The 26,353-nt window shown below is 50.3% G+C and carries 18 protein-coding genes; 7 read left to right on the top strand and 11 right to left on the bottom strand.

What is annotated here, in order from left to right; genetic code table 11:
- The first annotated feature begins 36 nt into the window (after nt 1-36).
- Nucleotides 37-1,965, top strand: a complete 1,929-nt coding sequence (gene argS, locus ACTJJS_RS02055; RefSeq protein ID WP_440662205.1) for an arginine--tRNA ligase — start codon at nt 37-39, stop codon at nt 1,963-1,965.
- 233 nt (nt 1,966-2,198) lie between these two features.
- Here argS and ACTJJS_RS02050 read toward each other — a convergent pair whose 3' ends face one another.
- The 5 genes from ACTJJS_RS02050 to ACTJJS_RS02030 form a co-directional block, all read right to left on the bottom strand.
- A complete protein-coding gene (locus ACTJJS_RS02050) occupies nt 2,199-3,113 on the bottom strand; it encodes a tetratricopeptide repeat protein (protein ID WP_440662204.1) in 915 nt (304 codons plus the stop codon).
- An 89-nt stretch (nt 3,114-3,202) separates the two neighbouring features.
- Entirely contained in the window at nt 3,203-3,694 is a 492-nt protein-coding gene (locus ACTJJS_RS02045; protein ID WP_440662203.1) for a cytidine deaminase, read from the bottom strand.
- A gap of 137 nt (nt 3,695-3,831) precedes the next feature.
- A complete protein-coding gene (gene lepB / locus ACTJJS_RS02040; protein ID WP_440662202.1) occupies nt 3,832-5,019 on the bottom strand; it encodes a signal peptidase I in 1,188 nt (395 codons plus the stop codon).
- A 191-nt stretch (nt 5,020-5,210) separates the two neighbouring features.
- On the bottom strand, nt 5,211-5,864 hold the full coding sequence (locus tag ACTJJS_RS02035) for an alpha/beta fold hydrolase (protein WP_440662201.1): 654 nt from the start codon (nt 5,862-5,864) through the stop codon (nt 5,211-5,213).
- A 13-nt stretch (nt 5,865-5,877) separates the two neighbouring features.
- On the bottom strand, nt 5,878-7,062 hold the full coding sequence (locus tag ACTJJS_RS02030; protein ID WP_168869537.1) for a sigma-54-dependent transcriptional regulator: 1,185 nt from the start codon (nt 7,060-7,062) through the stop codon (nt 5,878-5,880).
- Nucleotides 7,063-7,343: 281 nt separating this feature from the next.
- On the opposite strand from ACTJJS_RS02030, the gene ACTJJS_RS02025 reads away from it, so the two are divergent.
- Nucleotides 7,344-8,156: a serine O-acetyltransferase gene (locus tag ACTJJS_RS02025; protein ID WP_168869538.1), complete on the top strand. Its 813-nt coding sequence runs from the start codon at nt 7,344-7,346 to the stop codon at nt 8,154-8,156.
- Between the two features lie 9 nt (nt 8,157-8,165).
- The gene (cysM, locus tag ACTJJS_RS02020) at nt 8,166-9,038 is read left to right on the top strand and encodes a cysteine synthase CysM (protein ID WP_168869539.1); all 873 of its coding nucleotides are present in this window, start codon (nt 8,166-8,168) and stop codon (nt 9,036-9,038) included.
- Between the two features lie 67 nt (nt 9,039-9,105).
- Here cysM and ACTJJS_RS02015 read toward each other — a convergent pair whose 3' ends face one another.
- On the bottom strand, nt 9,106-10,089 hold the full coding sequence (locus ACTJJS_RS02015) for a pyruvate dehydrogenase complex E1 component subunit beta (protein WP_078672086.1): 984 nt from the start codon (nt 10,087-10,089) through the stop codon (nt 9,106-9,108).
- 249 nt (nt 10,090-10,338) lie between these two features.
- On the opposite strand from ACTJJS_RS02015, the gene ACTJJS_RS02010 reads away from it, so the two are divergent.
- Entirely contained in the window at nt 10,339-10,959 is a 621-nt protein-coding gene (locus ACTJJS_RS02010; protein ID WP_440662200.1) for a hypothetical protein, read from the top strand.
- A gap of 80 nt (nt 10,960-11,039) precedes the next feature.
- On the opposite strand, the gene ACTJJS_RS02005 is transcribed toward ACTJJS_RS02010, so the two are convergent.
- The gene (locus ACTJJS_RS02005) at nt 11,040-12,212 is read right to left on the bottom strand and encodes an acetyl-CoA C-acyltransferase (RefSeq protein ID WP_168869541.1); all 1,173 of its coding nucleotides are present in this window, start codon (nt 12,210-12,212) and stop codon (nt 11,040-11,042) included.
- 179 nt (nt 12,213-12,391) lie between these two features.
- A complete protein-coding gene (locus ACTJJS_RS02000; RefSeq protein WP_440662199.1) occupies nt 12,392-16,861 on the bottom strand; it encodes a PKD domain-containing protein in 4,470 nt (1,489 codons plus the stop codon).
- A 143-nt stretch (nt 16,862-17,004) separates the two neighbouring features.
- Between ACTJJS_RS02000 and dnaG the strand changes: the two genes are divergently transcribed.
- Entirely contained in the window at nt 17,005-18,978 is a 1,974-nt protein-coding gene (gene dnaG, locus ACTJJS_RS01995; protein WP_440662198.1) for a DNA primase, read from the top strand.
- A 3-nt stretch (nt 18,979-18,981) separates the two neighbouring features.
- On the opposite strand, the gene ACTJJS_RS01990 is transcribed toward dnaG, so the two are convergent.
- Together ACTJJS_RS01990 and ACTJJS_RS01985 are read right to left on the bottom strand one after the other, a co-directional pair.
- Nucleotides 18,982-19,476: a dihydrofolate reductase gene (locus ACTJJS_RS01990; protein ID WP_168869544.1), complete on the bottom strand. Its 495-nt coding sequence runs from the start codon at nt 19,474-19,476 to the stop codon at nt 18,982-18,984.
- 1 nt (nt 19,477) lies between these two features.
- Complete coding sequence (locus tag ACTJJS_RS01985; RefSeq protein ID WP_440662197.1) at nt 19,478-20,299, bottom strand: thymidylate synthase; 822 nt, start codon at nt 20,297-20,299, stop codon at nt 19,478-19,480.
- Between the two features lie 324 nt (nt 20,300-20,623).
- Between ACTJJS_RS01985 and ACTJJS_RS01980 the strand changes: the two genes are divergently transcribed.
- Nucleotides 20,624-23,617 (top strand): SusC/RagA family TonB-linked outer membrane protein, encoded by a 2,994-nt coding sequence (locus ACTJJS_RS01980; protein WP_440662196.1) that lies wholly within the window; start codon nt 20,624-20,626, stop codon nt 23,615-23,617.
- Nucleotides 23,618-23,643: 26 nt separating this feature from the next.
- The gene (locus ACTJJS_RS01975) at nt 23,644-24,954 is read left to right on the top strand and encodes a RagB/SusD family nutrient uptake outer membrane protein (protein ID WP_440662195.1); all 1,311 of its coding nucleotides are present in this window, start codon (nt 23,644-23,646) and stop codon (nt 24,952-24,954) included.
- An 89-nt stretch (nt 24,955-25,043) separates the two neighbouring features.
- Here the strand turns inward: ACTJJS_RS01975 and ACTJJS_RS01970 are convergent, their stop codons facing one another.
- A complete protein-coding gene (locus ACTJJS_RS01970) occupies nt 25,044-26,222 on the bottom strand; it encodes a proline dehydrogenase family protein (protein ID WP_168869548.1) in 1,179 nt (392 codons plus the stop codon).
- Nucleotides 26,223-26,353: the final 131 nt, after the last annotated feature.

Raw genomic sequence — 26,353 nt, 5'->3', positions numbered from 1 at the left:
CAACTATCTTTGCTCCTCGCATTAATCATTTTCAGCATGAGTGTTGTACAATCAATCAGAACGGCGGCTGTTGCTGCCATTAAATCACTTTATAACCAGGACATCGCATTGGCCGACGTTTCGATCAATGTGACCAAGCCTGAGTTTCAGGGTGAGTATACCATTGTTGTTTTCCCGTTCACCAAATTCAGCCGACAAAAACCCGACGAAACCGCTCAGCACATCGGCGCCTGGCTCACTGCCAACCAACCGGAACTGATCGCCGGTTTTAACGTGGTAAAAGGCTTTCTCAACCTGGACATCAACCAGGACTACTGGACTGCTTTCCTGCAGCAAAACCATAACAACAGCAACATCGGCATACAACCCGCCAACGGCAAAAGGATCATGGTGGAATACTCTTCCCCCAATACCAACAAACCGTTGCACCTCGGTCACCTGCGTAATAACTTCCTGGGGTATTCCATTGCGGAAATCCTGAAAGCCAATGGATACGAGGTCATTAAAACAAACCTCGTGAACGACCGTGGTATTCACATCTGTAAATCCATGCTCGCATGGCAGTTGTTTGCACACGGCGATACCCCGGAATCGACCGGTATCAAAGGCGACCACCTCGTAGGCGACTACTACGTGAAATTTGAAAGCGTAGTAAAAGAACAGGCCGAGCCTATCATCGACCGGGTACTGGAAAACGATTTCCAGGACTTCGAAGGCGCCGATGTGGAAAAACTGACAAAACTGGTGACCGCCCTGCACAAGCCGGAAGTAAAAGCCGATGAAGATAAAACCGCCAAAATTATGGGCGACATCAAGGAGATGGCCCGTAATAAAACGGAGATCATGCAGCAGGCTAAAATCATGCTGCAACAGTGGGAAGCCGGTAATCCGGAAGTACGCCACCTGTGGGAAACCATGAACAGCTGGGTATATAAAGGATTTGACGCCACGTATAAAAGGCTGGGCATCGACTTTGATAAAATGTATTATGAAAGCGATACCTACCTGTTGGGCAAAGACCTCGTGGCAGACGGCCTGCGAAAAGGTGTACTGTTTAAAAAAGACGACAACTCCGTATGGATAGACCTCACCGCTGACGGGCTGGACGAAAAGCTGCTGCTTCGTGGCGATGGCACCTCTGTGTATATGACGCAGGACCTGGGCACCGCCCGGCTGAAGTACAACGACTATCACATGGAACAGAGCATCTATGTGGTAGCCGATGAACAGAACTACCACTTCAAAGTACTGCAGCTGATCCTGGAAAAACTGGGCGAACCTTCTGCTGCCGGTATCTACCACCTCAGTTATGGCATGGTGGAACTGCCCCACGGCCGGATGAAAAGCAGGGAAGGCACTGTAGTGGACGCGGACGATATGGCTGAAGAGATGGTAAATACCGCGAAAGAAGCCACCGAAAAAGCACTGCAAAAGCATAGCGATATCACGGAAGCGGAACTGAATGAGCTGTATGAAACCATTGGCCTGGGTGGCATGAAGTTTTTCCTGCTGCGGGTAGATCCGAAGAAAAAAATGATCTTCAACCCGGAAGAATCCATCGACCTGCACGGATTTACCGGTCCGTTTATCCAGTATGCGCATGCCCGTATCAAGTCTATTTTGCGGGACGTTGGTCCTGTCGAAGGTCTTGAGAATTTCCGCTACCACGGCGAACTACTGCCGCTGGAAAAAGAACTGATTGTGCTGAACGAACAGTTCGAAGGCGCTGTAGTAGACGCGCACAGGGAAATGAGCCCGTCTGTTATCGCCAACTACGTGTTCCTGCTGGCGCAGACGTTCAACTCCTTCTATGCGGCCAAAGTAGACGGCGTATATACTTACTCTGTACTGCGGGAAGAAAATGAAGACAAGAAAAAATTAAGACTGCAACTGATCACCCTCACCGCACACACTATCCGTCAGGGTATGAAGCTGTTGGGCATCAATGTACCAGAGCGGATGTAATCTTATCCGGCATAAAAATATGAAAAGGCAAAGCTTTCCGGCTTTGCCTTTTTTTTCATATAAAAAATAAACGCTGCGGTCCTCACGGGCCGCAGCGTTAGCAGCTTACGGCCGCCGTGGCCGAAACTGCCGAAGAAAATACCACAGCTAGCAGCAACGAAAAAGGAGCTTGCCAATCCTTGATACGCTGTTTTTAATCCTTCCTCACTGTGGCAAATAATGTTTGTTCAATGTTATCTGATAGTGCCTGTAGCCGTCGCTTTGTCACACAGGGCCATGCCTCTCTCCGTCTCACCCTTACCCATATACGACTTTCCGAGCATAAACATAGCAAATGCATTTGTTGGTTGCAAGCACAATACCTTTTCCCACTGGGCAACAGCCGCTTCAAAATCTCCTTTTCCATAAAAAGCCTGCGCAAGATTGAAGCCCACCTGTTCATCATCTGGCTGCAGTTGCTGTGCTTTCAGCAGACAGGCAATGCCTTTCTCTGTTTCCTGCAGTTGCAACCACGCAGCGCCGGTGTTGAACAGAAAAAGCGCGTCCTGTTTACATCCCAGTATGGCGGCTTTCTCAAAAGCCTGTACCGCTTTCGCCGGTTCGGTCACATTAAACCACATCATGCCCAGTTCATACCAGGCCGCGGTATGTGTGCTGTCCAACAACAGGTCTTCCTGATAATAGTGTATGCTTTCCCGGTAGTTTCCCAGCTGCGCATAAAGCTGTGCCAGCTGGTAAGGCACCATTTTATTGCCCGGTTCTTCGTTCAGGGCCTGTTGCAGCGCTTCCAGCGCGTTTTCATACTGATGCAGGTAGTAATAACTCAGTCCTATCTGCCGGCTCATATTGACCGCTCCCAGCTGCTGCGCTTTACGGCAACAGATCAGGGCGTCCGCGTATGATTTTCTCTCAAAGTAAATATCTCCCAGGGCACTATAGGCAGCAGTAAAAGCACTGTCTGCCTTAATGGCCGCAGCAAAGCGCAGGCGGGCAGCTTCATGCTGACCGGATTTTCTGAAGGCAATACCTTCGCGGTAAAGATCGCGGGCTTTATCGTACCATTTGGTTAACGGCACCGCGGTAACAGTGTGAATGGCCATGCTGAGCATCACAACAGGCAAACATAGGACAAGGCGATAGGTCATCATGTGTAGGCTTCCCTACAAAGATAATATTATTTAAATATTTATATATTTTATTATTAAGATGATAATAATTTAATACTCAATAAGTTGAGTTATTTTTCAGTCATATCGGATGCAGAGAACCCTAAGGGCAGCAGGTCATTGGCATTACTGATAACATACACCTTGCCGCTCAGTCCACCCAGGATGAGGCGTATCGGGCTTTCCTGGCGTAGTTCATATTCTGCCAGCGTTTGCCGGCAAACGCCACAGGGTGAAATGGGATGGTTACTGTCGCCGTGCATATTGTTATAGCTGACAGCGATAGTATCTACCGGCACGTCCGGATAGGCCGAAGAGGCGGCAGACAAAGCCACTCTTTCCGCACACAGGCCGGCGGGGAAAGCGGCATTTTCCTGGTTGGAACCGGCCACAATTTCGCCATTGACCAGCCGTATCACCGCACCCACCTGGAAATGGGAATAGGGTGCATAGGCATGACGGGTCACATCACGGGCCTCTTTCAGTAACCACGCGTCCTTATCATCCAGACCGGTAATATCATTATATACCAAAAACTCAAATTGTTGTAATTGTTTCTCCATAAAAAAAGTGTGAAGCTGTTACGTATAGCCTTTACCGGGATACGCCTGCAAACGGGGGCTGTAAGGGGGTAAAGACAACTACGGACCGGCAATATGCCAGTCCGTAATTTACTTTAAAAAATATTTTCAGCCAGTGCTTATTTGATACCCCTGAACAAGCGGCTCCAGCGGATGCCGTTGTCGCCATAGCTCATCCAGATCAGCCATGCCTTACCTACCACGTGATCTTCCGGAACAAAGCCCCAGAAGCGGGAATCGAGGGAATTGTTGCGGTTGTCCCCCATCATCCAGTAGTAGTTCATTTTAAAGGTGTAAGAATCCGCAGGCTGGCCATTAATGATGAATTTGCCATCTTTACGTTCCAGCGTATTGCCTTCATACACACGGATCACGCGGTCATATATGGCAATATTGCTGTCGTCCAGTTTAACGGTAGCGCCTTTCTTCGGAATATACAGCGGCCCGAAGTTCTCTTCTGTCCATTTGAAGTGCGCGGTATCGTGCGGAAACACCATGTTGTAGTTAAAATCAACATAGTTGGACTCTTCGTATACACTGATGTTTTTAACGATCGGAAACTGTTTCAGGGCAGCCACATTGTCTGGTGTGAGGTTGTACACGTACTTGTTGTTGTCGAACGTATACTCCGGGCCGGTAATGCCCAGTTCTTCCAGGCGGCTGGCGTTGAGCTGATCACCGGTTGTTTCCACCACGTACTTATGCTGGCTGCCAGGAGGCACCGGTGCCTCCTGGCCATTCACATATACGGCGCCGTGTACGATTTTGATGGTATCGCCGGCTTCCGCCATACAGCGTTTGATATAGTTTTCCCTTTTATCTACCGGGCGATGAATGATCTGATAGGAATTGTTGACTGCCGCCCAACCGTTCTGTCTTACCATGTTGTAATAACTTGGATCAGGTGCGTCGATAGCCACTGTGTCTCCTTCTGGGAAGTTAAACACCACTACGTCATACCTTTTGATATCGGAGAAACCGGGAAGACGTTTGTATTTCCATTTAATGGCTTCAGAGTAAGCTTTGGTGGATTTGGTGAACGGCATGGTATGATGCACAAAAGGCATGGCCAGCGGCGTCATGGGAATCCGGGGACCGTAACTGATCTTGCTGACGAAGAGGAAGTCATTTACCAGCAAGGTCTTTTCCATGGAAGGTGTAGGAATGGTATAGGCCTCAAAAATAAAAGTGCGGATAAGCGTGGCTGCTATAATAGCAAAGATGCCAGCGTCTAACCATTCTCTCGCCGTAGATTTCTTTTTCTTTGGCTGACCTTCTTTATTTTTTTTCCAAAATGCCAGATTCATTCAGATACGCTTATTAGATGCTTAAAAAGGCAAATATAATATTCTGTTGTTAGTGAGTAGCTTTTCCCATGGAAAAGTTTTCTTAAAAATAGCTTAAATAGTACCGCTATAGCTATTAAAATTAAAAATAATGTTTTAAAGCAGCAGTATAAAATCCCTGGAGGGCGCGGGCGGCTGATAAGCGGTTGGTCTTAGCTGAGCAGCGTTTCGCTTAGGATACGATTGACTTCCACCGCCCGGTTGAGCACCATAAAGTGGCCTCCATCGGGAATAACGTGAGTAGGCTTTACAAAACGGATGGGGAAGGGCATGTCTTTGGCCCCATGGATATGTACCAGGTTGGGCGGCACGGTATCGTTTTTCCAGTGCAGGATGGTGTTCACGGCCCACCGGGTGTAGGTGAAATCGCTCTTATTGAGGTATTCCTTTACCAGCTGATCTTCTTCCCTGCTTTCGATATTGAGGAACTTCTTTACTACCAGGCCCCGCTGGCGGTAGATGACGGCGTCCGGCAACTGGTGCAGCCGGAGCTTGCGCACCCAGTCGTAATATGGCGGCTTTTCAGTGGTGTGTTTGATGCTGGACACCAGGATGTTCTGTGCAATGGGCCGCACCTTGGCTATCTCCAGGCTCATGATACCGCCAAAAGACACGCCCATCAAAGAAATGGGCCCATCAGCGGTAATGCCGGCCGCCATACGGGTGGCATAGCTGCTGATGGGCTCATCGGGAAGCGGGTCAATCCATTTCAGGTGGTGTATGTCATAGCCGGCCGGGAAACGCAGGTTGTTGAAGATGCGTTCGTCAGCCCCGAGGCCACTGATGAGATACAGCTGTCTGGACATATTATTTTCAGATTCAGGAACCTGCTTTTTTTCTTTCGCGGTTAGGTACTACAAAGTCTTCCACATCTTCTGTGGTGATGGTTTTACCGGAGAGGATCACCAGTCTTTCCACCACGTTGCGCAGTTCGCGGATATTACCGGACCAGTTGTGGTTTTGCAACGCTTTCATGGCTTCCTTGTCAATTCCCTTGCGGGCGATGCCGTATTCAGAGCATACAGCATCGAGGAAGTTATCGACCAGCAGTGGCACGTCATCGCGGCGGTCGTTGAGGGACGCCACGTGAATAAGGATGACGCTCAGGCGGTGGTAGAGGTCGAGGCGGAAGTTTTTGTCTTCCACTTCTTTCAGCAGATCTTTATTGGTAGCGGCCACCACACGTACGTCCACGCTGATTTCCTTGTCGCCGCCCACGCGGGTGATTTTCCCTTCCTGCAGGGCACGGAGCACTTTAGCCTGTGCGCTGAGGCTCATATCGCCGATTTCGTCGAGGAAAAGGGTACCGCCGCTCGCCTGTTCAAATTTACCAATGCGTTGTTTAACAGCGGAGGTGAAGGAGCCTTTTTCATGGCCGAAAAGTTCGCTTTCTATCAGTTCGCTGGGGATGGCCGCACAGTTGACTTCCACCATCGGGCCGGCGGCGCGGTTGCTGCGCTCGTGGAGCCAGCGGGCCACCAGTTCCTTCCCTACCCCGTTTTCACCGGTGATCAGTACACGGGCATCGGTAGGCGCCACCTTCTCGATCGTTTCACGAATTTTCAGGATGGGCGCAGAAGAACCGATCATTTCCGGCACTTTGTTGACCTTGCGGCGCAGGGTCTTTGTTTCTGTCACCAGCTTGGTTTTGTCCATGGCATTGCGCAGGGTGATCAGCAGGCGGTTCAGGTCCGGTGGTTTGGAGATATAGTCATAGGCGCCTTTTTTCACAGCGTCAACGGCAGTATCGATATTACCATGGCCGGACACCATGATGATGGGCACGTCCTGGTTGATTTCCCGGGCTTTCTCCAGAAATTCCAGGCCATCCATTTTAGGCATTTTGATATCGCACAATACGGCATCGTATTGTTTTGCCTGGAACATTTTAAATCCTTCCAAGCCGTCCGCAGCCTCGTCTACCTTATACCCTTCATAGCTCAGAATTTCAGTGAGTGTTTTACGGATGCTTTTTTCGTCGTCAATAATTAAAATGTTAGCCATAGCGAATTTGAGATTTATAATACCGGTATAGCCCGGTAGTAATCAGCGCCAAAAATAACGGAGATTTGGCTATTTTCCACTTTGTTAGGTAGTTATTTGACAATTTATCCCGAAGAATGACCGCATTCAATTTACGTAAATTAACAGATGACTATCTTCGCGGCAGATAAATATCAAAAGATCCGATGTTAAAATTCCCAAATGAAAAGTCCACTAACTTTACAGGGAATATGTGTAATTTTATAATACAAACGAATACAGATCTGTAATTCCTTCCGCATATGAGCGATTTTTTGGAAGAACTGAAGCGGAGACACCAATTGGCTGCCGCAAATGCTTATCCCGCCACAAGTGTTGTAAGTGATTTTGCCAATAGTCTGATTAATTGGTTATTCCCCGAACACACCGGCCAGGTGATGGCCGATCCCGTACTATTAAAAGAGTACGGGCGCAAACTGGAGAAACAGTTGGAGACATTGCTGCTGCCGATGCAGCATCAGTTGCCCGCAGAAGCCGGCCATATCAGCCGGGATTTCATGAGCAGGGTGCCACAGATATATGATGAGCTGACCAAAGACGCAAACGCCATTTTCCAGGGCGATCCGGCAGCGACCTGTCTGTATGAAGTGATCCGTGCCTATCCGGGGTTTTATGCCATTGCGTCTTACCGTATGGCGCATGCCCTGTATGAACTGAAGATACCGCTGCTGCCCAGGATGATCACGGAGCTGGCGCATGCCCGCACCGGTATTGACATTCATCCGGGAGCGGTGATAGCGCCGTTCTTTTGCATAGACCACGGCACCGGTATTGTTATTGGAGAAACCACCGTTATTGGTCAGCATGTAAAGCTGTACCAGGGCGTAACGCTGGGGGCCCTGAGCATAGAAAAGACGATGGCGCGCAGCAAGCGGCACCCGACCATCGAAGAGCATGTGGTGATTTATGCCGGCGCCACCATCCTGGGCGGCGACACGGTAATAGGCCATCACAGTGTTATAGGCGGCAACGTATGGCTGATACGGAGCGTTGAGCCTTTTTCCCGTATCTATTACAAAGCAGAGCATAAGTACCTGGAGAGCAATCACGAATAACTACCGATTATGGCGACAATACTGGACCTCGTTGGCAATACGCCAATGGTGGAATTACAACGGATTCCGGAGAACCCGGACGTTAAAATATATGCTAAACTGGAAGGCACCAATCCCGGTGGCAGTGTGAAGGACCGGGCCGCCTATGGCATGATCAAAGGGGCGCTGGACAGGGGTGAGATACGCAAGGGCACCCGGCTGATAGAAGCCACCAGCGGCAATACCGGCATAGCGCTGGCGATGATCGCCAATTTGTTCGGTATCGAGATAGACTTGGTGATGCCGGCCGACTCCACGCTGGAGCGGGTGCAGACCATGCAGGCCTATGGCGCCAGAGTGGTGCTGGAAGAGTCTATGGAGACTTCCATTGACTATGCCAATGCACAGGTGGCCAAAGGCGGCTATGTGATGCTGAACCAGTTTGCCAATCCGGACAACTATGGCATGCACTATAAAACCACCGGCCCTGAAATCTGGCGGGACACGGCCGGCCAGGTCACCCATTTTGTGAGCGCCATGGGCACCACAGGCACCATTATGGGCGTATCAAAGTACCTGAAGGAGCAGAACCCGGCGGTGCAGATTGTGGGCTGTCAGCCTACCGATGGCTCCAAAATACCGGGTATCCGTAAATGGCCCGAGGCCTATCTCCCTAAAATATTTGATAAATCGAGGGTAGATGTGACCATGGAGATTGATGAAAAAGAGGCCAGGGAGATGACCAAAAGACTGGCAAAGGAAGAAGCCATTTTCTGTGGCATGAGCAGCGGTGGCGCCATGGCAGCGGCCTTGCGGCTTTCACGGGAGCTGACTGGCGGCGTGATCGTGGGCATTATTTGTGACCGGGGCGACCGGTACCTGTCGAGCGACTTGTTTGCCTGAACTACTGTATAAAAACAAAAACGGCGAAGAGGATATCTTCGCCGTTTTTTTATGTCCCGAAGGGGAATTATTTCTTCATGTACATTACTTCTTTCACCAGTTTCACGGTGCGTTCAACATCCGGCATGTACAGCTTCACCAGGTTGGGAGCGTAGTGCATCGGAGCATCAGGAGCAGTGATACGGCGGATCGGAGCGTCCAGGTAGTCGAAACCTTCTTTCTGGATGCGGTAAGCGATTTCAGAAGAAACGCTGGAGAACGGCCATTGTTCTTCCACGATCACCAGGCGGTTGGTTTTCTTAACAGACTCGAGGATGGTGAACCAGTCCAGCGGACGGATAGTACGCAGGTCGATCACTTCCGCTTCGATGCCTTCTTTCGCCAGTTCTTCCGCAGCGCCGAGGGCCACTTTCATCATTTTATTGAAGGAAACGATGGTCACGTCTTTACCGGCACGTTTGATGTCAGCTTTACCGATAGGGATGATGTACTCTTCTTCCGGTACTTCGCCCATATCGCCGTACATCACTTCACTTTCCATGAAAACAACCGGATCGTCATCGCGGATAGCCGCTTTGAGCAAACCTTTCGCGTCATATGGATTGGACACGGAGATCACTTTCAGGCCGGGGATGTTAGCATAGTAGCTTTCAAAAGCTGTAGAGTGCTGAGCGCCCAGCTGACCGGCAGAGCCGTTAGGTCCGCGGAAAACGATCGGACAGCCAACCTGGCCACCACTCATGGCGAGCATTTTGGAAGCCGTATTCAGGATCTGGTCTAAAGCCAGTGTTGCGAAGTTCCAGGTCATAAATTCCACTACCGGGCGAAGGCCGTTCTGTGCAGCACCAACGCCAATGGCAGCAAATCCAAGTTCAGCGATCGGCGTGTCAATCACACGTTTTGGACCAAACTCATCGAGCATTCCCTGGCTCACTTTATAAGCACCATTGTATTCGGCTACTTCCTCCCCCATCAGTAATACCCGTTCATCACGGCGAAATTCCTCCTGCAGGGCTTCTCTTAAGGCTTGTCTGAAAGCTATCTGACGCATGCTATTCTTAATAAAGTTTGAAAGTTTAAGTGCCTGATTGTCGTAAGGCAGGGCAAAAATATTGTTTGTTGGTGAAAAAGCAAAGGATTAATAATTAATATGACAGCCAGCCCATAAATATTTAACTATTTGATTATTTAAACATTTAATTAATTTTATATTTAAATTTATATTTATTTAATTAAAGCCGGTTACCGGTTATTTCCATCCCGTTTAAACATTAAAATATTAAAACATATACCTTATCCTATGGTTACGCTGACCATTCTCACGATCAGTTTTCTCACCGCGATATCCTGCAAAATCAAGAAGGTAAAATCACCGGTAGCATTGGCACTCACCTGGTATGCCCATATCATATTCCTGTTCTTTTCGGTGATCTGCCTGTTGCTGATGATCAACGGATATGGATTTAAAGGCACCCAAACGGAGCGCATCTTCTTTACGCTTTATGCCGGCAGCGGCATGGTCCTGTATGGACTGAGCAAGCCCGGTACCGATGCCAGGCACGCCTATCTGACAGTGCTCTTTAGCTTCCCGTTTGTATTGTTGCTGGGCCTCGTTATCCCGCCGCTGCGTATCCTGACACTGGTGGTAACGCTCACCTTGTTGTCTGACAGCGACTTTCGCCGGTACACCATCGATGATGACCACGCCCTGCAGAGCAAAACCAGCGGCATTCTGTCGGTAACGCCTGCCTACAGCATGGTCACAGACAAATACTGGCTGTTTGAAGAAATTACACCTGATGTGATTAAATCCCGTCAGGCCGTAAGCAACCTGCGGTTAAAGAAAAAGGGAGAGGACAGCGTATTGGTGCAATGGGGCTATGGGAAGATGCGAAAAGACACGCTGCTGGCGCTGGAATAAATTTTTGATTTACGATTTTTTGATTTTGGGATTTCGGGAGATGTTCGCAAAATCCCAAAATCAAAAAATCGTAAATCAAATTATGCTTTTTCTATGATCATCGCGCTGGCGCCGCCACCACCGTTACAGATGGCAGCCAGGCCATAGCGGGCGTTGTTTTCATGCAGGATGGAATTGAGGGTCACCACTATTCTGGCGCCACTGCAACCGATCGGGTGTCCCATAGCTACTGCCCCGCCCCATACATTCACTTTGTCCAGCGGCATGTTCAGGTCTCTCGCATTGGCAATAGGCACGCAGGAGAAGGCTTCGTTCACCTCCGCGAAATCCATGTCAGTGATTTTCAGGTTGGCCTTGGCCAGCGCTTTTTCCGCCGCTTTCACCGGGGTGGTGGTAAACCATTCCGGCGCCTGGTTGGCATCGGCAAAGCTGATAATTTTAGCCAGCGGCTTCAGGCCCAGCTCCTTCAGTTTTTCTCCGCTTACCAGTACCACGGCAGCAGCGCCATCATTAATGTTGGACGCGTTGGCAGCGGTGATGGTACCATCTTTCTGGAAAGTGGGTTTCAGTGTAGGCACTTTTTCCAGGATTACCTTTTTATAGTCCTCGTCTTCGGACACTGTCACCACTGTTTTACCGGGTATTTCCACCGGCACCACTTCTTTTTTGAAGTAGCCTTTTTCCCAGGCAACAGCAGCACGGCGATAGCTTTCGATGGCGTAAGCGTCCTGGTCTTCCCGGGTAATCTTATATTCTGCTGCGCAAAGTTCGGCAGCGTTGCCCATGTGAAAATCTTTGTAGGGGTCCCAGAGGCCGTCGCGGATGATGCCGTCTGTCACCGTGCCGTGGCCCAGTTTATAACCGGTACGGGCTTTATCCAGGTAATATGGTACGCCGCTCATATTCTCCATACCGCCGGCCACTACAATATCGTTATCACCCAGCAGGATGCTCTGCGCGCCCAGCATAATGGCTTTCATACCGGAAGCACATACCTTGTTGACACCGGTGCAGGGCACTGTATTAGGCAAACCTGCGCCTAGGCTGGCCTGTGTGGCAGGTGCCTGCCCCAGGTTCGCACTGATCACGTTGCCCATATATACTTCATTCACTTTAGCGGCATCTACTCCTGCCCGCTCCAATGCAGCTTTAATAACGGCAGAACCCAGCTTTACGGCCGAAACGCCGGCCAGTGTACCGTTGAAACCACCAATAGGTGTACGGACCGCGGCTACTATAAAAACTTCTTTCATCTGTTTATTAAGATTGTTTGGCTTGTTTGGATAATCTACCAAATATAAGGAAAGCTGATTTGGAAAAAACAACAGGCGAATAACGAATTTTGAGCGAAAAACAGCAAATACTGAAAGCTGTTTAATGTATCGCCCGGGATTCGTTATCCGCCTGCTTTAAATGCCTGTTTTTATTGATTTTATTGAATACTTATCAGCACCGGCTTTTGTTTTTCCCTGCCGCTCACCTGCACATAATACAACCCTTTCGGCATATGGCCCAGGTCCATCACTGTCTGTTTGTCTTTCATCAGCAGGCTGTGAACGATCCTGCCGGAAGTGTTGTACACATGGATCAATAATGGCTGCGCAGGCTGTTTCTCCAGTTGCAGGTATACCGCGCCGGAAGAAGGGTTGGGATAGGCCGTCAGCACGCTGGCTGTCAGTCTGGTTTCCTCCAGGCCGGTGATCACCATGGCCAGCGGCGCAGAGATTGCATTGCAATCGCCACCGGCGCTTACCTGTACCTGATAGCTGCCATCTGCTTTGGCCCTTATGGCCCTGCTGGTAGCGCCCTGCACCGGAAGACCGTTCCTGTACCACTGATAAGCGCCTGCCGCAGATGATTCCAGCGTATCGCCACGTTGCGCTATCAATGGTATCGCCGGCATATTTCTCACTTCAAAAGGCTGTGACCAGGCGCTGCTTTCTGCCGGGCTGCTGGACACCACCCTGATGCGGTATTGTTTTCCGCAAGGCAAATTGTCCGGCAGTTTAACATTGGCAGACACCCGCGAACTGGTCGACGGGAAGCTGACGATATCCGTCACGACCGGCGCTCCTGCCCTTGCTCCGGGCACAGGGCCGTTGTCGGCATTGGCTAACTGTATGGTATATACGTTATCTGCATTACGTGCCACCGGGAATGTTACTGTCACCGGCACACTGTCTTTCACCTGCACCACGGCAGCATTGCTGTCCACTACCGGCGGTAAGGCCGCAGGCAGTTTCACTACAACCGTATCGGAAACCGTATAGCCGTACATGGTAGCGCGCAGCCAGTAAGTGCCCGGCGTATTGATCTGTAGCCGGTGCGTCGTGTCGCCAGTGGACCATAACCAATAAATGTCATTCATCGCCCCGCCGATAGCATCGTAGCCTTCCAGCAGAATCGGCTGGCCGTTGCGCAGCACGGTGTCAGGGCCAAGGTTGATACTGATACGTGGGCGGATATAGATCGTATTAATCGCAGAATCCCTGATGCCCAGGCTGTCTGTCACCAGCAGCTTCACCAGGTAACTGCCCGGCGCAGCGTAAGTGTGTGCTGTATTCCAGCTGACAGCCGAAGTTCCGTCGCCGAAGCTCCAGGAAGCGCTGGCATTGCTGGTTTTAACGATAGACGTATTGGTGAAGTTCATGGTATATAAACCATCGTTCGCACGTTTGGCCTCAAAACCCGCTGTCGGCCCTACGTGCGGAAGCGTTACCACAATTGTATCTGCAACAGTCTGACCATACATAGTAGCACGCAGCCAGTAAGTGCCCGGCGTATTGATCTGCAGCCGGTGCGTAGTATCGCCGGTGGACCATAACCAATAAATGTCATTCATCGCCCCGCCGATGGCATCGTAGCCTTCCAGCAGAATCGGCTGGCCGTCGCGCAGCACGGTGTCAGGACCAAGGTTGATGCTGATACGTGGACGGATATAGGCAGTATTAATTACAGAATCCCTGATGCCCAGGCTGTCTGTCACCAGCAGCTTCACCAGGTAACTGCCGGGCGCAGCGTAGGTGTGTGCTGTATTCCAGCTGACAGCCGAAGTTCCGTCGCCGAAGCTCCAGGAAGCGCTGGCATTGCCGGTTTTAACAACGGAGGTATTGGTGAAATTCATGGTGTACAGACCATCATTGGCACGTTGATAACTAAACCCAGCTCTGGGTACGGGCAAGACGCCTTGCGACACTTTGACGGTGTCGACACCAGCATAATGCGGGGCAGTCACTTTTACATAGTAAGTACCAGGCTGATTAACGATCATGTACTTGCCGCTTACTGCGCCCGGGTACCATATGCAGGCAACAGCAGAATCAGAAAAATAAGGCTCGTTTACTTTCAATCGTATTGGTGTGCCATGGTAGGAGGTATCAGGGCCCAGGTTGAGCGCAGGCCATACCTTCACTTTTTCCGTTACCGTATATACGTAACCGGTAGAGGCACTGACCTGCAGCTTAACATCATATGTTCCGGGCTGAGAGAAGATGTGTGATACAGCCGGCCCGCTCACGTCTGGAGAACCGTCACCAAAGGACCAGCTAATGGTGGAAATATTTGGTATCTGCGAAGTATTTTCAAAGTAGATCTTTGATGCATTGCCATCTTTGGCAGCATAGCTCATGGTAGGGTTAACGCCGGCAGGTGGCATTATCACGATAGTATCTGTCGATACAATTCCATAAGCTTTTGCTGTGAGTGTATATATACCGGGCGACGTTATACGAAGCAGGTCGGAAGTACTTCCGGTGGACCATAACAGACTAACGTACTGTATGTTTGAGCGATAGAAAGAATCCAATGCTGCAGCTGCATTCAAAAGAATGGACAAGGTGTCAGGCATTACTTTATCTGGTCCGAGATTTACTTTTATCGGCGGAGCTATGTATACCGTTTTGCGGGTAGTATCCATCGGGTAAAGGTTTCTCCACATCTTCACATCATAGTAACCTGGCTGGCTGTAGGTATGATTGACCATCATGCCGGTATCCACAGGAGAAGCATCTCCAAAGTGCCAGTAGGGAGTACCGGGATAGGGATCAAACGAGCCGGCCATGAATATCATTGTCAGTTTGCCGTCTTTATCCCGGACATTGTCAAATACATCGATGAAGGGTCGGGGGCTATTCAACACCTGTATGGTATCTGTTGCTGTAAATCCATCGGCAGCGGAGACTGTGGCCACATAAGTGCCCAGGGCCGTCACTGTCAGGCTGTGCCCGGAGATATTTCCAGGTTGCCAAACACAGCGTATGCTGCTGTCTCCGTAGAAGGGTGCGTTAATTTTTAAAGAGATGGGCGCACCCCGGAAAACAGTGTCTTTTCCCAGGTCCAGCGATGGCCATATGGTTATCTGCCTGAACGCAGATGACATTTCCGTTGTGACAGAATCGCTGGCATTCATACTTACACGGTAGTTACCCGGAGCGCTGTAAGTATGCCTTATCGTGTCACCGATTCCGTTAGTCCCGTCGCCGAAAAACCACAAATGCCGCAGTTTGTTGCCGGGATACCCTGTTGATGTGGCCATATAACGGATCGTACGCTCTCCTTCCCGTTGATAGGTAAACCCGGCTTTTAGCCGGGGACCAATTACAAGGGGAAGTACCACGGAATCGCGAAGTATGCCGCCTCTTTCCATATACATTTTCACCTTATAAATGCCGTTTTGGCCATAGGTATGTGTAATGGAGTTACCAGTGACAATAGTTCCATCGCCAAAATCCCAGTGGTACTGGTTAACAAAATAATTGGTACTGCCAGTGAAGGTATATGTCATGCTGTCCTGTCCCCTTTGCATTTGTACACGCCTTGATGGTGTATTCACGATCAGTGTATCAGTATATACTTCCTGAGGCTTTTGCGGACAGGGGGTGACCCTCACCCAATATGTCCCCGCATTATTAATAGTAATATAGGGTGTTTTTGCGCCGGTAGACCATTCAATCAAATTTGCCTCAATAACAGAATCCTTCCAGGGACGGCGTTCGGGGCTGTAGGCAAACCGAAGCGTATCCCCACCGAACAAAACGGTATCCTTGCCCAGATTTACATCTTCAGCTCTCACTGGGATAGCCCTCATAGCCCGTATTACTGAGTCTTTTTTACCACTAATACTAGTCACGATCAATTTGATGGAATCTCCTGCTCCCCAATTGATATTGTATTGAGCGTCGATAAGGCCTTTTGAGGTAGTACCATCAGGAAATATCCATTGACTGCTGGCGATGCCTGTTGGCGTCTCAGAAGTGTTATGGAATTTTATCACCCCACAACCTACCATCTCTGCGTCAAAAGAAGCCTTCAGGTAATCATTCGCAACGTTTGTTTTAATATAGACCGTGTCCCGGACATACCGGTCACAGTTGGCCGAAGTCGTTTCCAGAATGTACATGCCAGGGCGGGTCACCTGAAGACATTCCACATCGTATTGTTTTTCTTCGAAAACCCAGTGCTGGCTGACCACTGTATTTCCAATTTTGGGAGCACATTCCCAATGGGGATACCTGGACACCAGCAGTTCCGTTGATTTGAATCCAAACAGCACCCTGGTATCCACAATGTTAATCGGGGTGTATAGTGAATCCAGCTGCCCATTTTTTTTCTTAATCCAAATCCGGATGACTTTAGTTCCGGCAGTGGCATACCAGCCGTTATACCTCCAGTCAGCCTTGTAGCCTTGCCTGCCCAGACCATCATTGAGGTCTATGGCGCAACTGTCTACCTCGCTGTAAGCATACGGAACATAAAACTGAAAGGTAGCCTTATTGTTCAAACAATCCATGGTGCGGGACCAGTTGAGAACGATCATGGGGCCAGGTGTTTTGGGCGTTGCTGCCGAAGCATGCCAAGGGATCAACCCAAACAATAAAACAAACAATAGTAAAAATCTATTCATATAGGGACCGGTATAGGTAAACAAAAAATCGTATAAAATTATATATATTTTAAACAATATTTATCTTTTATTACTATCTGATAAGTTGGCATATTTCCGCTCCGGAGAAATTACCGTATGTTTGCAGTTGCATTGATCAAACCGTGATATCTCAACAATCCATACAACAGATCCTTGGCCGCATTGACATTGTGGAGATTGTGGGTTCTTTTGTGAAACTGAAAAAGCGGGGCGCCAACTACATGGGCCTTTGTCCGTTTCACAACGAGAAATCCCCTTCTTTCACCGTATCACCCAGCAAAGAGATCTATAAATGCTTCGGCTGTGGCAAAAGCGGCAACGCTATCAGCTTTGTCATGGAGCATGAGAAGTACTCCTATGTGGAAGCCATCAAATGGCTGGCACAGAAGTACCAGGTAGAGATCGAAGAAACAGAGGTAAGCCCCGAGCTGCGGCAGCATCAGCTGATGTCTGACAGCCTGTTTATTATCAACAGTTTCGCCCGGGAGTATTTCACCGACACGCTTTTTAATACGGACGAAGGACAGAACGTAGGGTTAAGTTACTTTGAAGAACGTGGCTTCACCGAAGAGACCGTCCGTAAATTCCAGCTGGGCTACTGCCTTAACCAGCGGGACACCTTTGCTCAGACAGCACTGTCCAAAGGCTACAACCTCGAGTATCTCCAGAAAACGGGGCTGGTGACCATCCGTAACGAGCAACCGGCCGACAACTACCGCGGCAGGGTCATCTTCCCGATACATAACCAGTCGGGCAAGATCCTCGGCTTCGGTGCGCGTATCCTCGTCAAATCAGACCGGGCGCCCAAGTACATCAACTCCCCCGAGAACGAGATTTATGTGAAGAGCCGGGTACTGTATGGTACCTATTTTGCGCGGCATGCCATTGATAAACTCAATGAATGCCTGCTGGTAGAAGGATATACCGACGTGATATCCCTGCACCAGGCAGGCGTGGAGAACGTGGTCGCCTCCAGTGGCACCTCTCTTACACAAGACCAGCTCCGGCTCATTAAAAAATACACCAACAACCTCACCATCATCTACGATGGTGACAGCGCCGGTATCAAGGCAGCCCTGCGCGGCCTCGACATGGCCGTGGAAGAAAGCCTCAACGTAAAGCTGGTACTGCTGCCCGACAAAGAAGACCCGGACAGTTATGTGCAGCGCATTGGCGCCGCCGCTTTCCGCACGTTCATCGAAGAACACAAGCAGGACTTTGTGCTGTTCAAACTGCAGTTAAGCATGCAGGAAGCCGGTAACGACAGTACAAAGAAATCGCAGCTGGTCAACGAGATCGCAGAAACCATTTCCAAGATCGACAAGGCTGAAGACTTCACCCGTCAGCAGGACTATATCCGGCAGTGCAGCCAGCTGCTCAAAATCGATGAACAGGGGCTTATAGCGCTGGTGAATAAATTCATCCGGGAAAGGCTGGTCAAACGGGAGCAGGCCATTGCCCGCAATGCGCCATCGCCGGCAGAGCAGGACGACGCCCTGAGCGAAGAAGCCATTGCCGCCATGGAGGCCGCCGAAACCGGCGTTTCCATTTCCTCGCTGCTCAACAAGGATGAAAAGCAGGAGAAGGAACTGGTGAAAATATTGCTGCGTTTTGGCGATAAACCATTTAGCGAGGAAGAAAACAATACCGTAGCCGACTATATTTTCCATCTCCCCTATGATTTTGAATCGCTGGCAGACAGTGAGATGGTGAAACGTATCCTGCGGGAATACAAACAGCTGTACGACGAAGGCAGCCTGCCCGACAAAAAATGGTTCCTGTACCACCAGGACCCGGATGTGAGCAAGTTTATTGCGCTGATACTGGAAGACAAGGAAGCGGAACTGAGCGTTAACTGGAAGGAGCGTTTCGAGATCGATACTGTTTATGGAGATAATGCCTATCTGAAAGACACGATATCCACCACCAATTATCTTATTCTCCGGAAGATCAAAAAGCTGATCACCGAAAACCAGGAGGAAGCGGAGAAAGCCACCGAAATGGACCAGGTGATGCGCTGCCTGGAGATGCAGGTACACCTGAAGGCCCTGGAAAAGGAGCTTACCCAGGGCCTCGGTACCGTTATTTTCAAATAAATTTTACTGATTGCGTTCCCATACCTGGAAAGAGAAGGCATGGTCGTTTTTCTCGTCTGCTTCGTGACGTTCATCGCGTACGAGCGTCCATTCGCTGCCATGGATGGCCGGGAAAAAGGCGTCTCCGGGCACTACTGCGTATACCCGTGTGAGGTAGATGCGCTCTACCAGGTGCCAGGCCTGTTCAAATATCTGGGAACCGCCAGTGATAAACAGCTCCTCGCCTTCGAATGTTTTTGCTTTGGCAATGGCCTCATCGATGGAAGCCTCCACATACACACCTTCCGGCCGAAAATCCGTCTGCCGCGTGATGACAATGTTAGGTCTTCCCGGCAGTGGCTTTCCAAGCGACTCAAACGTTTTTCTTCCCATGACAATGGGTTTGCCCAGCGTAGTGCTTTTAAAGTACTTCAGGTCGGTAGACAAGCGCCAGGGCAGTTGATTGTTGATGCCGATCACATTGTTTTCTGATGCGGCCACTATAATAGATACCCTCATATCAGATGGCTACGGGTGCTTTAATAGCAGGATGGAATTGATAATCCACCAGCTCGAAGTCCTCATACTTAAATGCGAACAGGTCTTTCACCTCCGGGTTGATTTTCATGACCGGCAGCGGGAAAGGTGTTCTGGTCAGCTGCAGCTGCGCTTGTTCCATATGGTTGCTGTACAGGTGCACATCACCGAAAGTATGGATGAAGTCGCCCGCTTCAAGGTCGCACACCTGCGCCATCATCATGGTGAGCAGCGCATAGGAGGCAATATTAAAGGGCACGCCCAGGAATACGTCTGCGCTGCGCTGATAGAGCTGGCAGCTGAGTTTGCCCCTGGTTTCGCCTTTGGAAGCGTCGGGAGGTGTCACATAAAACTGGAACAGGCAGTGGCAGGGGCTGAGCGCCATCTTATTGAGGTCGCCCACATTCCAGGCATTCACAATAATGCGGCGGGAGTCCGGGTTCTTTTTGATCGTTTCCACCGCGATGGTGATCTGATCGATCGTTTCACCGGAAGTGGTTTCCCAGCTACGCCACTGTTTACCGTATACCGGGCCCAGGTCGCCGTTTGCGTCTGCCCATTCATCCCATATGCTGACGCCGTGTTCTTTCAGCCAGGCGATATTGGTATCGCCTTTCAGGAACCACAGCAGTTCATATATAATGGACTTCAGGTGTAATTTCTTAGTTGTCACCAATGGAAAGCCTTTGCTAAGGTCGAACCTCATCTGATAACCAAAACAGCTGGTGGTACCGGTACCGGTGCGGTCAGTTTTAACAGCGCCTTCCTTGATAATATGTTGTAATAAAGTGAGATATTGTTCCATAATCAGGCGGCAAGTTACGAGAAAAATATAACCTAAATAAGTCAAACAAAAAAAGTGAAAGTCAGCCTGATTTTTCGTAAACTGACATTCAAAATAGCCAAAAGTTACAACAACAGCTTAACAGACGACTACGAAGACCACTATCGGAAGGTGTGCCCACGATTTGAAAAGCCTGATATTCGCCATTGCCGGTAGCAGAAGATAAGATGGATTCAACCAAAATCGAACTTGAACTCAAACGCCATATTTCCCCGTTCACCAAAATCTTAGTTACGCTATCGTGATTACGCCACTTTCATTTTAATCTAAACCAATTTTCGTGCTATGCTTCTACCAAAATCCAGTATGCTGGTAATGCTGTGCTTATGCAGTACACTTGCCTTATTTGCGCAACAAAACATTTCGGGCAGGATCAAGGATGCCGCCCATGGCAACGCTATCCCCGGCGCCACTGTGCGCGTGCCAAACACCAACAAGGGAACCATGACGGACATAGACGGTAAATACACGATCAGTGTACCGGCCTCCGTGTCTAAGCTGATCATCAGTTATACCGGCTACAAAACACAGACCGTATCTATCCCTCCCGGCGCCACCACGCTGAACGTCTCACTGGAAGAAGACCTTGCCCGTCTCGATGAGATCGTGGTGACCGGCCTGGCCACCAATATCAAACGCAGCAACCTGGCCAATGCCGTAGCCACCATTTCGGGCAAGGAACTGAACGGCGTGGCACCGGCACAAACCTTCGACGCCGCCCTCAGCGGCAAGGTGCCCGGCGCATTGATCACCGCCAACTCCGGCGCCCCCGGCGGCGGCATCTCCGTGAAGCTGCGCGGCATCACCTCTGTCTTCGGCAACTCCCAGCCGCTGTATGTAGTGGATGGCGTCTTCTTCAATAACAGCAGTATCCCTGCCGGCCTGAACGATGTCACCGGCGCCGCCACCTCCGGCAACCCCAACAACCAGGACAACCCTTCCAGCCGTATTGCTGACCTCAACCCGGAAGACATTGAGAACATAGAAGTGCTCAAAGGCGCTTCCGCCGCCGCCATGTACGGTGCCAAAGCAGCGGCAGGCGTTATCATTATCACCACTAAAAAAGGCAAGTCCGGTAAAACGCAGGTCACCCTCAACCAGGAAGTGGGCTTTGCGAAAGTACGCCACCTGGTGGGCGTGCGGAAATTTACCGCCGAAACAGCCGCCGATCTGGGAGGTAGCGCCACCAGCACCGACCCTGATGTGATCGCCGCCCGCGCAGCCATGAAAGCCCAGTTTGAAGCCGCCCAGGCTGCCGGTAAAATCTATGATTATGAAAAAGAACTGTTTGGTGAAACCGGCCTCATTCTCAATACCGGCGTTTCCATGAGCGGCGGTTCTGAAAAAACCACGTTTTATATGGCCGGCAACCGCAGACAGGAAAACGGCATCGTTAAACATACCGGCTACTTCAACAATTCATTCCGTCTGAACGTCAATCATAAAATAAATGATCGTTTATCCGTTGGCGTTACTACCAATTTTATCAACTCTTCTTCTGACAGAGGCGTCACCAACAACGACAACAACGGCGTATCACTTGGCGTAGCCCTTTCCACCACGCCCGGATTTGTGGAGCTGCATCCCAACTCTCTCGGTGAATATCCCCGTAATGCCTTCGCCGCTTCCAACCCGATAGAAACGCGCGACAAAATGATCAACAACGAAGGCGTAAACCGTTTTGTAGGCGGCGGCAATATTGAATACCGCATCCAGCAAAGCAACCACTCCTCCACGAAAGTAGCTGTGAGAGCGGGCGTGGACTACTTCAACCTGAAAACCATCGCTGTATTCCCCCGCGATCTTCAGTTTGAAGAAAAGGCCCAGCAAGGCCATTCCATCCAGGGAAATACCAATAACCTCAACACCAACCTCCTGGGCTTCATTGCCAATACCTGGACACCACACGAAAAACTCAGTCTCACCAGCACCGCCGGCGCCACACTGGAAACCGGCTATATGGACAATATCGTGACCGTGGCCACCAACCTGGTATCTGGTCAAACCAACCTCGATGCCAGTGGTAACACCAGCACCCGTCAGTTCCGGCAGAAATACCGTGACAACGGTATGTTCATCCAGGAAGACCTCTCCCTGATGGACGCCTTCACGCTCAGTGCAGGCGTACGTTTTGACCGGTCCACCAACAACGGGGACTATCTCAAATACTACGTCTTCCCCAAAGGCGCCTTCTCCTGGAACATCTCCAAAATGCCTTTCTGGCATGTGGACAAAGTAGACAACCTGAAAGTGCGTATCGCCTACGGCCAGTCCGGCAACGTACCGCCTTACGGCAGTAAGTTCACCGGCATGCTGGGCAGCAACATCGGCGGTTTCCCCGGCGTACTGGTAGATAACCTGCTGGGCAATCCCAACATCAAACCGGAAAGACAGTCCGAACTGGAAACCGGTATCGACTTCAGCCTGTTCAATGGCCGTGTGTCACTCGAAGCCACTTACTATAACAAACGCATCTACGACGTATTGTTAAGACATGCCATCCCCTCTTCCACCGGTTACGCAACAGAATGGAAGAACAGTGGTGACCTTACCAACAACGGTGTGGAACTGGGTCTGACCGTTATCCCTGTCAATACCAAAAACTTCAAATGGACGTCTAACATCAACTGGTGGAGAAACCGCTCCAAGATGACCAAGCTGATTATTCCGCCTTATGCTATCGGCGCGTTTGGCGCATCACTGGGCACTTTCTACCTGGAAGAAGGGCAACCGGTGACCCAGATCAAAGGTATTGTGAACAAACAGCTGGTGCTGATTGGTAATTCAGAACCGAAATTCCAGATGAGTTTTTACAATGACCTTACTTTCCTGAAGGACTTCTCCCTCCGTTTCCTCATTCACTGGAAAAAAGGCGGCGACAACATCAACCTGAGCCAGTTGCTCAATGATGGCGGCGCCACTTCTCCCGACTATGATGATCTGATCAACGGCGTGAAAGCCGGTGCATACAGGCCAGGGGCCGGTGCCGGCGTATATGTGCAGGACGCTTCCTATGTGCGTATCCGTGAGATCGGCCTTTATTACAATGTTCCGCTGAAAAATACCAAAACCATTAAAGGTATCCGGCTGGGCATTTCCGCCAATAACTTTTTCACCTGGACAAAATATGTGGGGTATGATCCGGAAGTTTCCAACTTCGGCAGTAACACCATTACCACTGCGCAGAGCCGCGGCAGCAACGGTTTGTCTACCGGTGTGGACGTAATGCCTTTCCCCTCCAACAAAAGGGCCAGCTTCCATTTAGGCATCGATTTCTGATCATCTGACTATTAAAACTGAAACAAATGAAAAAGCTTATTATATACCTGTCCGGCGCTCTGCTCGCCCTGAGTGCCTGCCAGAAAGGAGAAATCAACAGTCTGAATACACCGGTCGTAGGCGGCATTGTCGTCAACCCCAGCCGGAGCGATCTTTTTAACCTTGTCACCGGTGCGGAATCCGGGCTGCGTAACAATACCGGCACCTATCTCGATGGCTTAGGCGTACTGGGACGTGAGCAATACCGCTTCTCAGGCTCCGAGCCCCGCTGGACGACCGATATGTTGGGTGGTGGCACCAAAGAACTGGACAACAACACATTCTACATCACAAACCCTTTTGCGGCCCGTTACCAGGTGGCCCGTCAGTGTTTTATCCTAATGCAAGCGCTGAAAACCACCCGTACCGAAGTAGCCAGCGATGCGCAGAAAAAAGCCTTCCAGGGCTTTGCCGAAACACTTATCGGTTACCAGCTGCTGCTGAACATCAACATGACGGATTCCAACGGCGCCAGAATTCCGGTGGCCGATAATGCCAACCTGGGCCCTATCATCACTAATCCGGGCATCGTGATGGACTCCGTGCTGAAGTTCCTCGACGCCGGTAAAGCGGACCTCACCGGTTCTGATGTGCTTTTCCCGCTTTCTGACGGTTTCGCCGGTTTCAAAGATGCCGCCGGCCTGCTGAAGTTCAACCGGGCCATTGCCGCCAGGGTACATATCTACCGTAAAAACTGGGCCGCCGCGCTGACAGCTTTGAACGAATCCTTCTTTGATCTGAATGGTTCCTTCACCAAAGGCATATACAGTGCTTTCTCTACCAACGGCGGCGACCTGATCAACCCTATGTACCTGCAGCCTAATTCTACCGGGGAAGTAAGGGTGGCGCATCCTTCTTTTGCCACAGACATCATCGGCACCGATGACCGAATCAACAAAACAACGCTACGTACCTCTCCTGTGAGCAGCGTAGGGCTTACCGGTAACCGTGATCTGGCCATCTGGCCTACGCTGAGCAGCCCTATCGCCATCATCCGGAATGAAGAGCTGATCCTCATTTATGCCGAAGCCAAAATACAGCTGGGACAATTCCCGGATGCCATCGTAGCGCTCAACAGGATCCGGACCGGCCACAACCAGCCTGTCTACCCCGGCGCTGTCACCGCAGACGCCCTCACCAACGAGCTGCTCTATCAGCGCCGCTATTCCCTGTTCATGGAAGGCCACCGCTGGATAGACATGCGCAGGTACAACCGGCTCAACCAGCTCCCTATAGACCGCGCCGGCGACGATGTATGGTCACGGTATCCGCTGCCTATGAGCGAAACAAATCAATAATTAATCCGTATTAAAGGGTATAAAAAAGCGAAAACCGCCTGATATGTTATCAGGCGGTTTTCGCTTTTTATCTTATGATCAGGACACGATTATATGCCGCGTCTTTTCATTTCTTTTCTTATCAGCGATAGTTCGCGGCCCATCTGGCCGGCAATGGACGTGTTTTCCTGTGCTCTGCGGATCAGGTAGGGCATCACGTCTTTTACCGGGCCATATGGCAGGTATTTGGTGACGGTATAGCCGGCATGCGCCAGGTTGAAGGTGATATTGTCGCTCATACCCAGCAGCTGTGAGAAGCTCACATGCGGGTGGTTGTGCGGGATATTTTTTGCGTCCATGGTACGGGCAGCGAGCATGCAGCTGTTTTCATTGTGTGTGCCGATGAACACCCCCAGTTTATCGAGATGCTCCAGGCAGAACTGTACGGCAGCGTTGTAGTCTTTATCTGTGGCTTCCTTGCTGGGCTGGATGGGCGTTGGGTAGTTGTTTTCCGCCGCGCGTTTGTTTTCCTTTTCCATGTAGGCGCCGCGTACCAGTTTGGCGCCGAGCAGATAACCTTCTTTCGTTGCTTTTTCCAGCGATTTTTGCAGGAACGGGTAGCGGTCGTGGCAATACATCTGGAAAGTATTGTACACGATCACCTGGTTGCGGTTGAACAGCGACATCATTTCATCCGTCAGGTCGTCAACCGGATTCTGTATCCAGGATTCCTCCGCATCGATGAGCAGGCCTACCTTGTACTGGGCAGCCGCTTCCGCCACTGAATGCACGCGGGAACGGACACGGATATATTCCTGTTGTTCCTGTGGCGTGAGCGTATCGCCACGGTGTACTTTTTCGAGCAGTTCAAAACGTGCAAAACCGGTGATCTTGATGGCGATGAAGGGAATATCCGGTTTGTTGGCCGCATACTGGATAGCCCGGATAAATTCAGGCACCGCATGATCGTAGCTTTCTTCACCTTCCATGGCTTCCACGCCATAATCGAGCACTACGCCCACATGGTAATTGCCCAGTTGCAGCGCCGTGTGTGCCGCTTCATCCAGGGTTTCGCCCCCGCAGAACTGGGAGAATATTGTGTTTTTGATAATGCCTTTGATCGGTAGTCTGAGTTTGAACGCCAGCGGAGTGAGTGCTGCGCCCATTTTCACCAGCCACGGCTTTCCGATGTTGCTGAACAAAAAGTTGGCCTTTTTTAACGCCTTGTCGGTCTTTGCCTCAAATGCAATAGCCGTATTATCGAATGATAAAGTTAGCTGCTTTTCCATGAGGCGCAAAGTTAGGGTGCGCCTGCATCCTAAACAAAAATCATTATAATATCAGGAGATATTTTTAATAGCATAAACCGATATTGTCTATTGCTTTTCAAAAATTGTTGCCCGGGAAAACGTGGGCTGTA

The organism is Chitinophaga sp. 22308 (assembly GCF_052045305.1).
GTDB lineage: Bacteria > Bacteroidota > Bacteroidia > Chitinophagales > Chitinophagaceae > Chitinophaga > Chitinophaga varians_A.
Note: the sequence above shows the minus strand (reverse complement) of the source record. Positions and strands in the feature narration are given on the sequence as shown.

Coding starts and splice junctions, on each gene's coding strand:
- argS (WP_440662205.1), top strand. CDS start 37: ATGAGTGTTGTACAATCAATCAGAACGGCGGCTGTTGCTGCCATTAAA.
- ACTJJS_RS02010 (WP_440662200.1), top strand. CDS start 10,339: ATGGTTACGCTGACCATTCTCACGATCAGTTTTCTCACCGCGATATCC.
- ACTJJS_RS01970 (WP_168869548.1), bottom strand. CDS start 26,222: ATGGAAAAGCAGCTAACTTTATCATTCGATAATACGGCTATTGCATTT.
- ACTJJS_RS02045 (WP_440662203.1), bottom strand. CDS start 3,694: ATGGAGAAACAATTACAACAATTTGAGTTTTTGGTATATAATGATATT.
- ACTJJS_RS02015 (WP_078672086.1), bottom strand. CDS start 10,089: ATGCGTCAGATAGCTTTCAGACAAGCCTTAAGAGAAGCCCTGCAGGAG.
- ACTJJS_RS02000 (WP_440662199.1), bottom strand. CDS start 16,861: ATGAATAGATTTTTACTATTGTTTGTTTTATTGTTTGGGTTGATCCCT.
- ACTJJS_RS02005 (WP_168869541.1), bottom strand. CDS start 12,212: ATGAAAGAAGTTTTTATAGTAGCCGCGGTCCGTACACCTATTGGTGGT.
- ACTJJS_RS02025 (WP_168869538.1), top strand. CDS start 7,344: ATGAGCGATTTTTTGGAAGAACTGAAGCGGAGACACCAATTGGCTGCC.
- ACTJJS_RS01975 (WP_440662195.1), top strand. CDS start 23,644: ATGAAAAAGCTTATTATATACCTGTCCGGCGCTCTGCTCGCCCTGAGT.
- ACTJJS_RS02030 (WP_168869537.1), bottom strand. CDS start 7,062: ATGGCTAACATTTTAATTATTGACGACGAAAAAAGCATCCGTAAAACA.
- lepB (WP_440662202.1), bottom strand. CDS start 5,019: ATGAATCTGGCATTTTGGAAAAAAAATAAAGAAGGTCAGCCAAAGAAA.
- ACTJJS_RS01985 (WP_440662197.1), bottom strand. CDS start 20,299: ATGGAACAATATCTCACTTTATTACAACATATTATCAAGGAAGGCGCT.
- ACTJJS_RS02035 (WP_440662201.1), bottom strand. CDS start 5,864: ATGTCCAGACAGCTGTATCTCATCAGTGGCCTCGGGGCTGACGAACGC.
- cysM (WP_168869539.1), top strand. CDS start 8,166: ATGGCGACAATACTGGACCTCGTTGGCAATACGCCAATGGTGGAATTA.
- ACTJJS_RS01990 (WP_168869544.1), bottom strand. CDS start 19,476: ATGAGGGTATCTATTATAGTGGCCGCATCAGAAAACAATGTGATCGGC.
- ACTJJS_RS01980 (WP_440662196.1), top strand. CDS start 20,624: ATGCTTCTACCAAAATCCAGTATGCTGGTAATGCTGTGCTTATGCAGT.
- ACTJJS_RS02050 (WP_440662204.1), bottom strand. CDS start 3,113: ATGATGACCTATCGCCTTGTCCTATGTTTGCCTGTTGTGATGCTCAGC.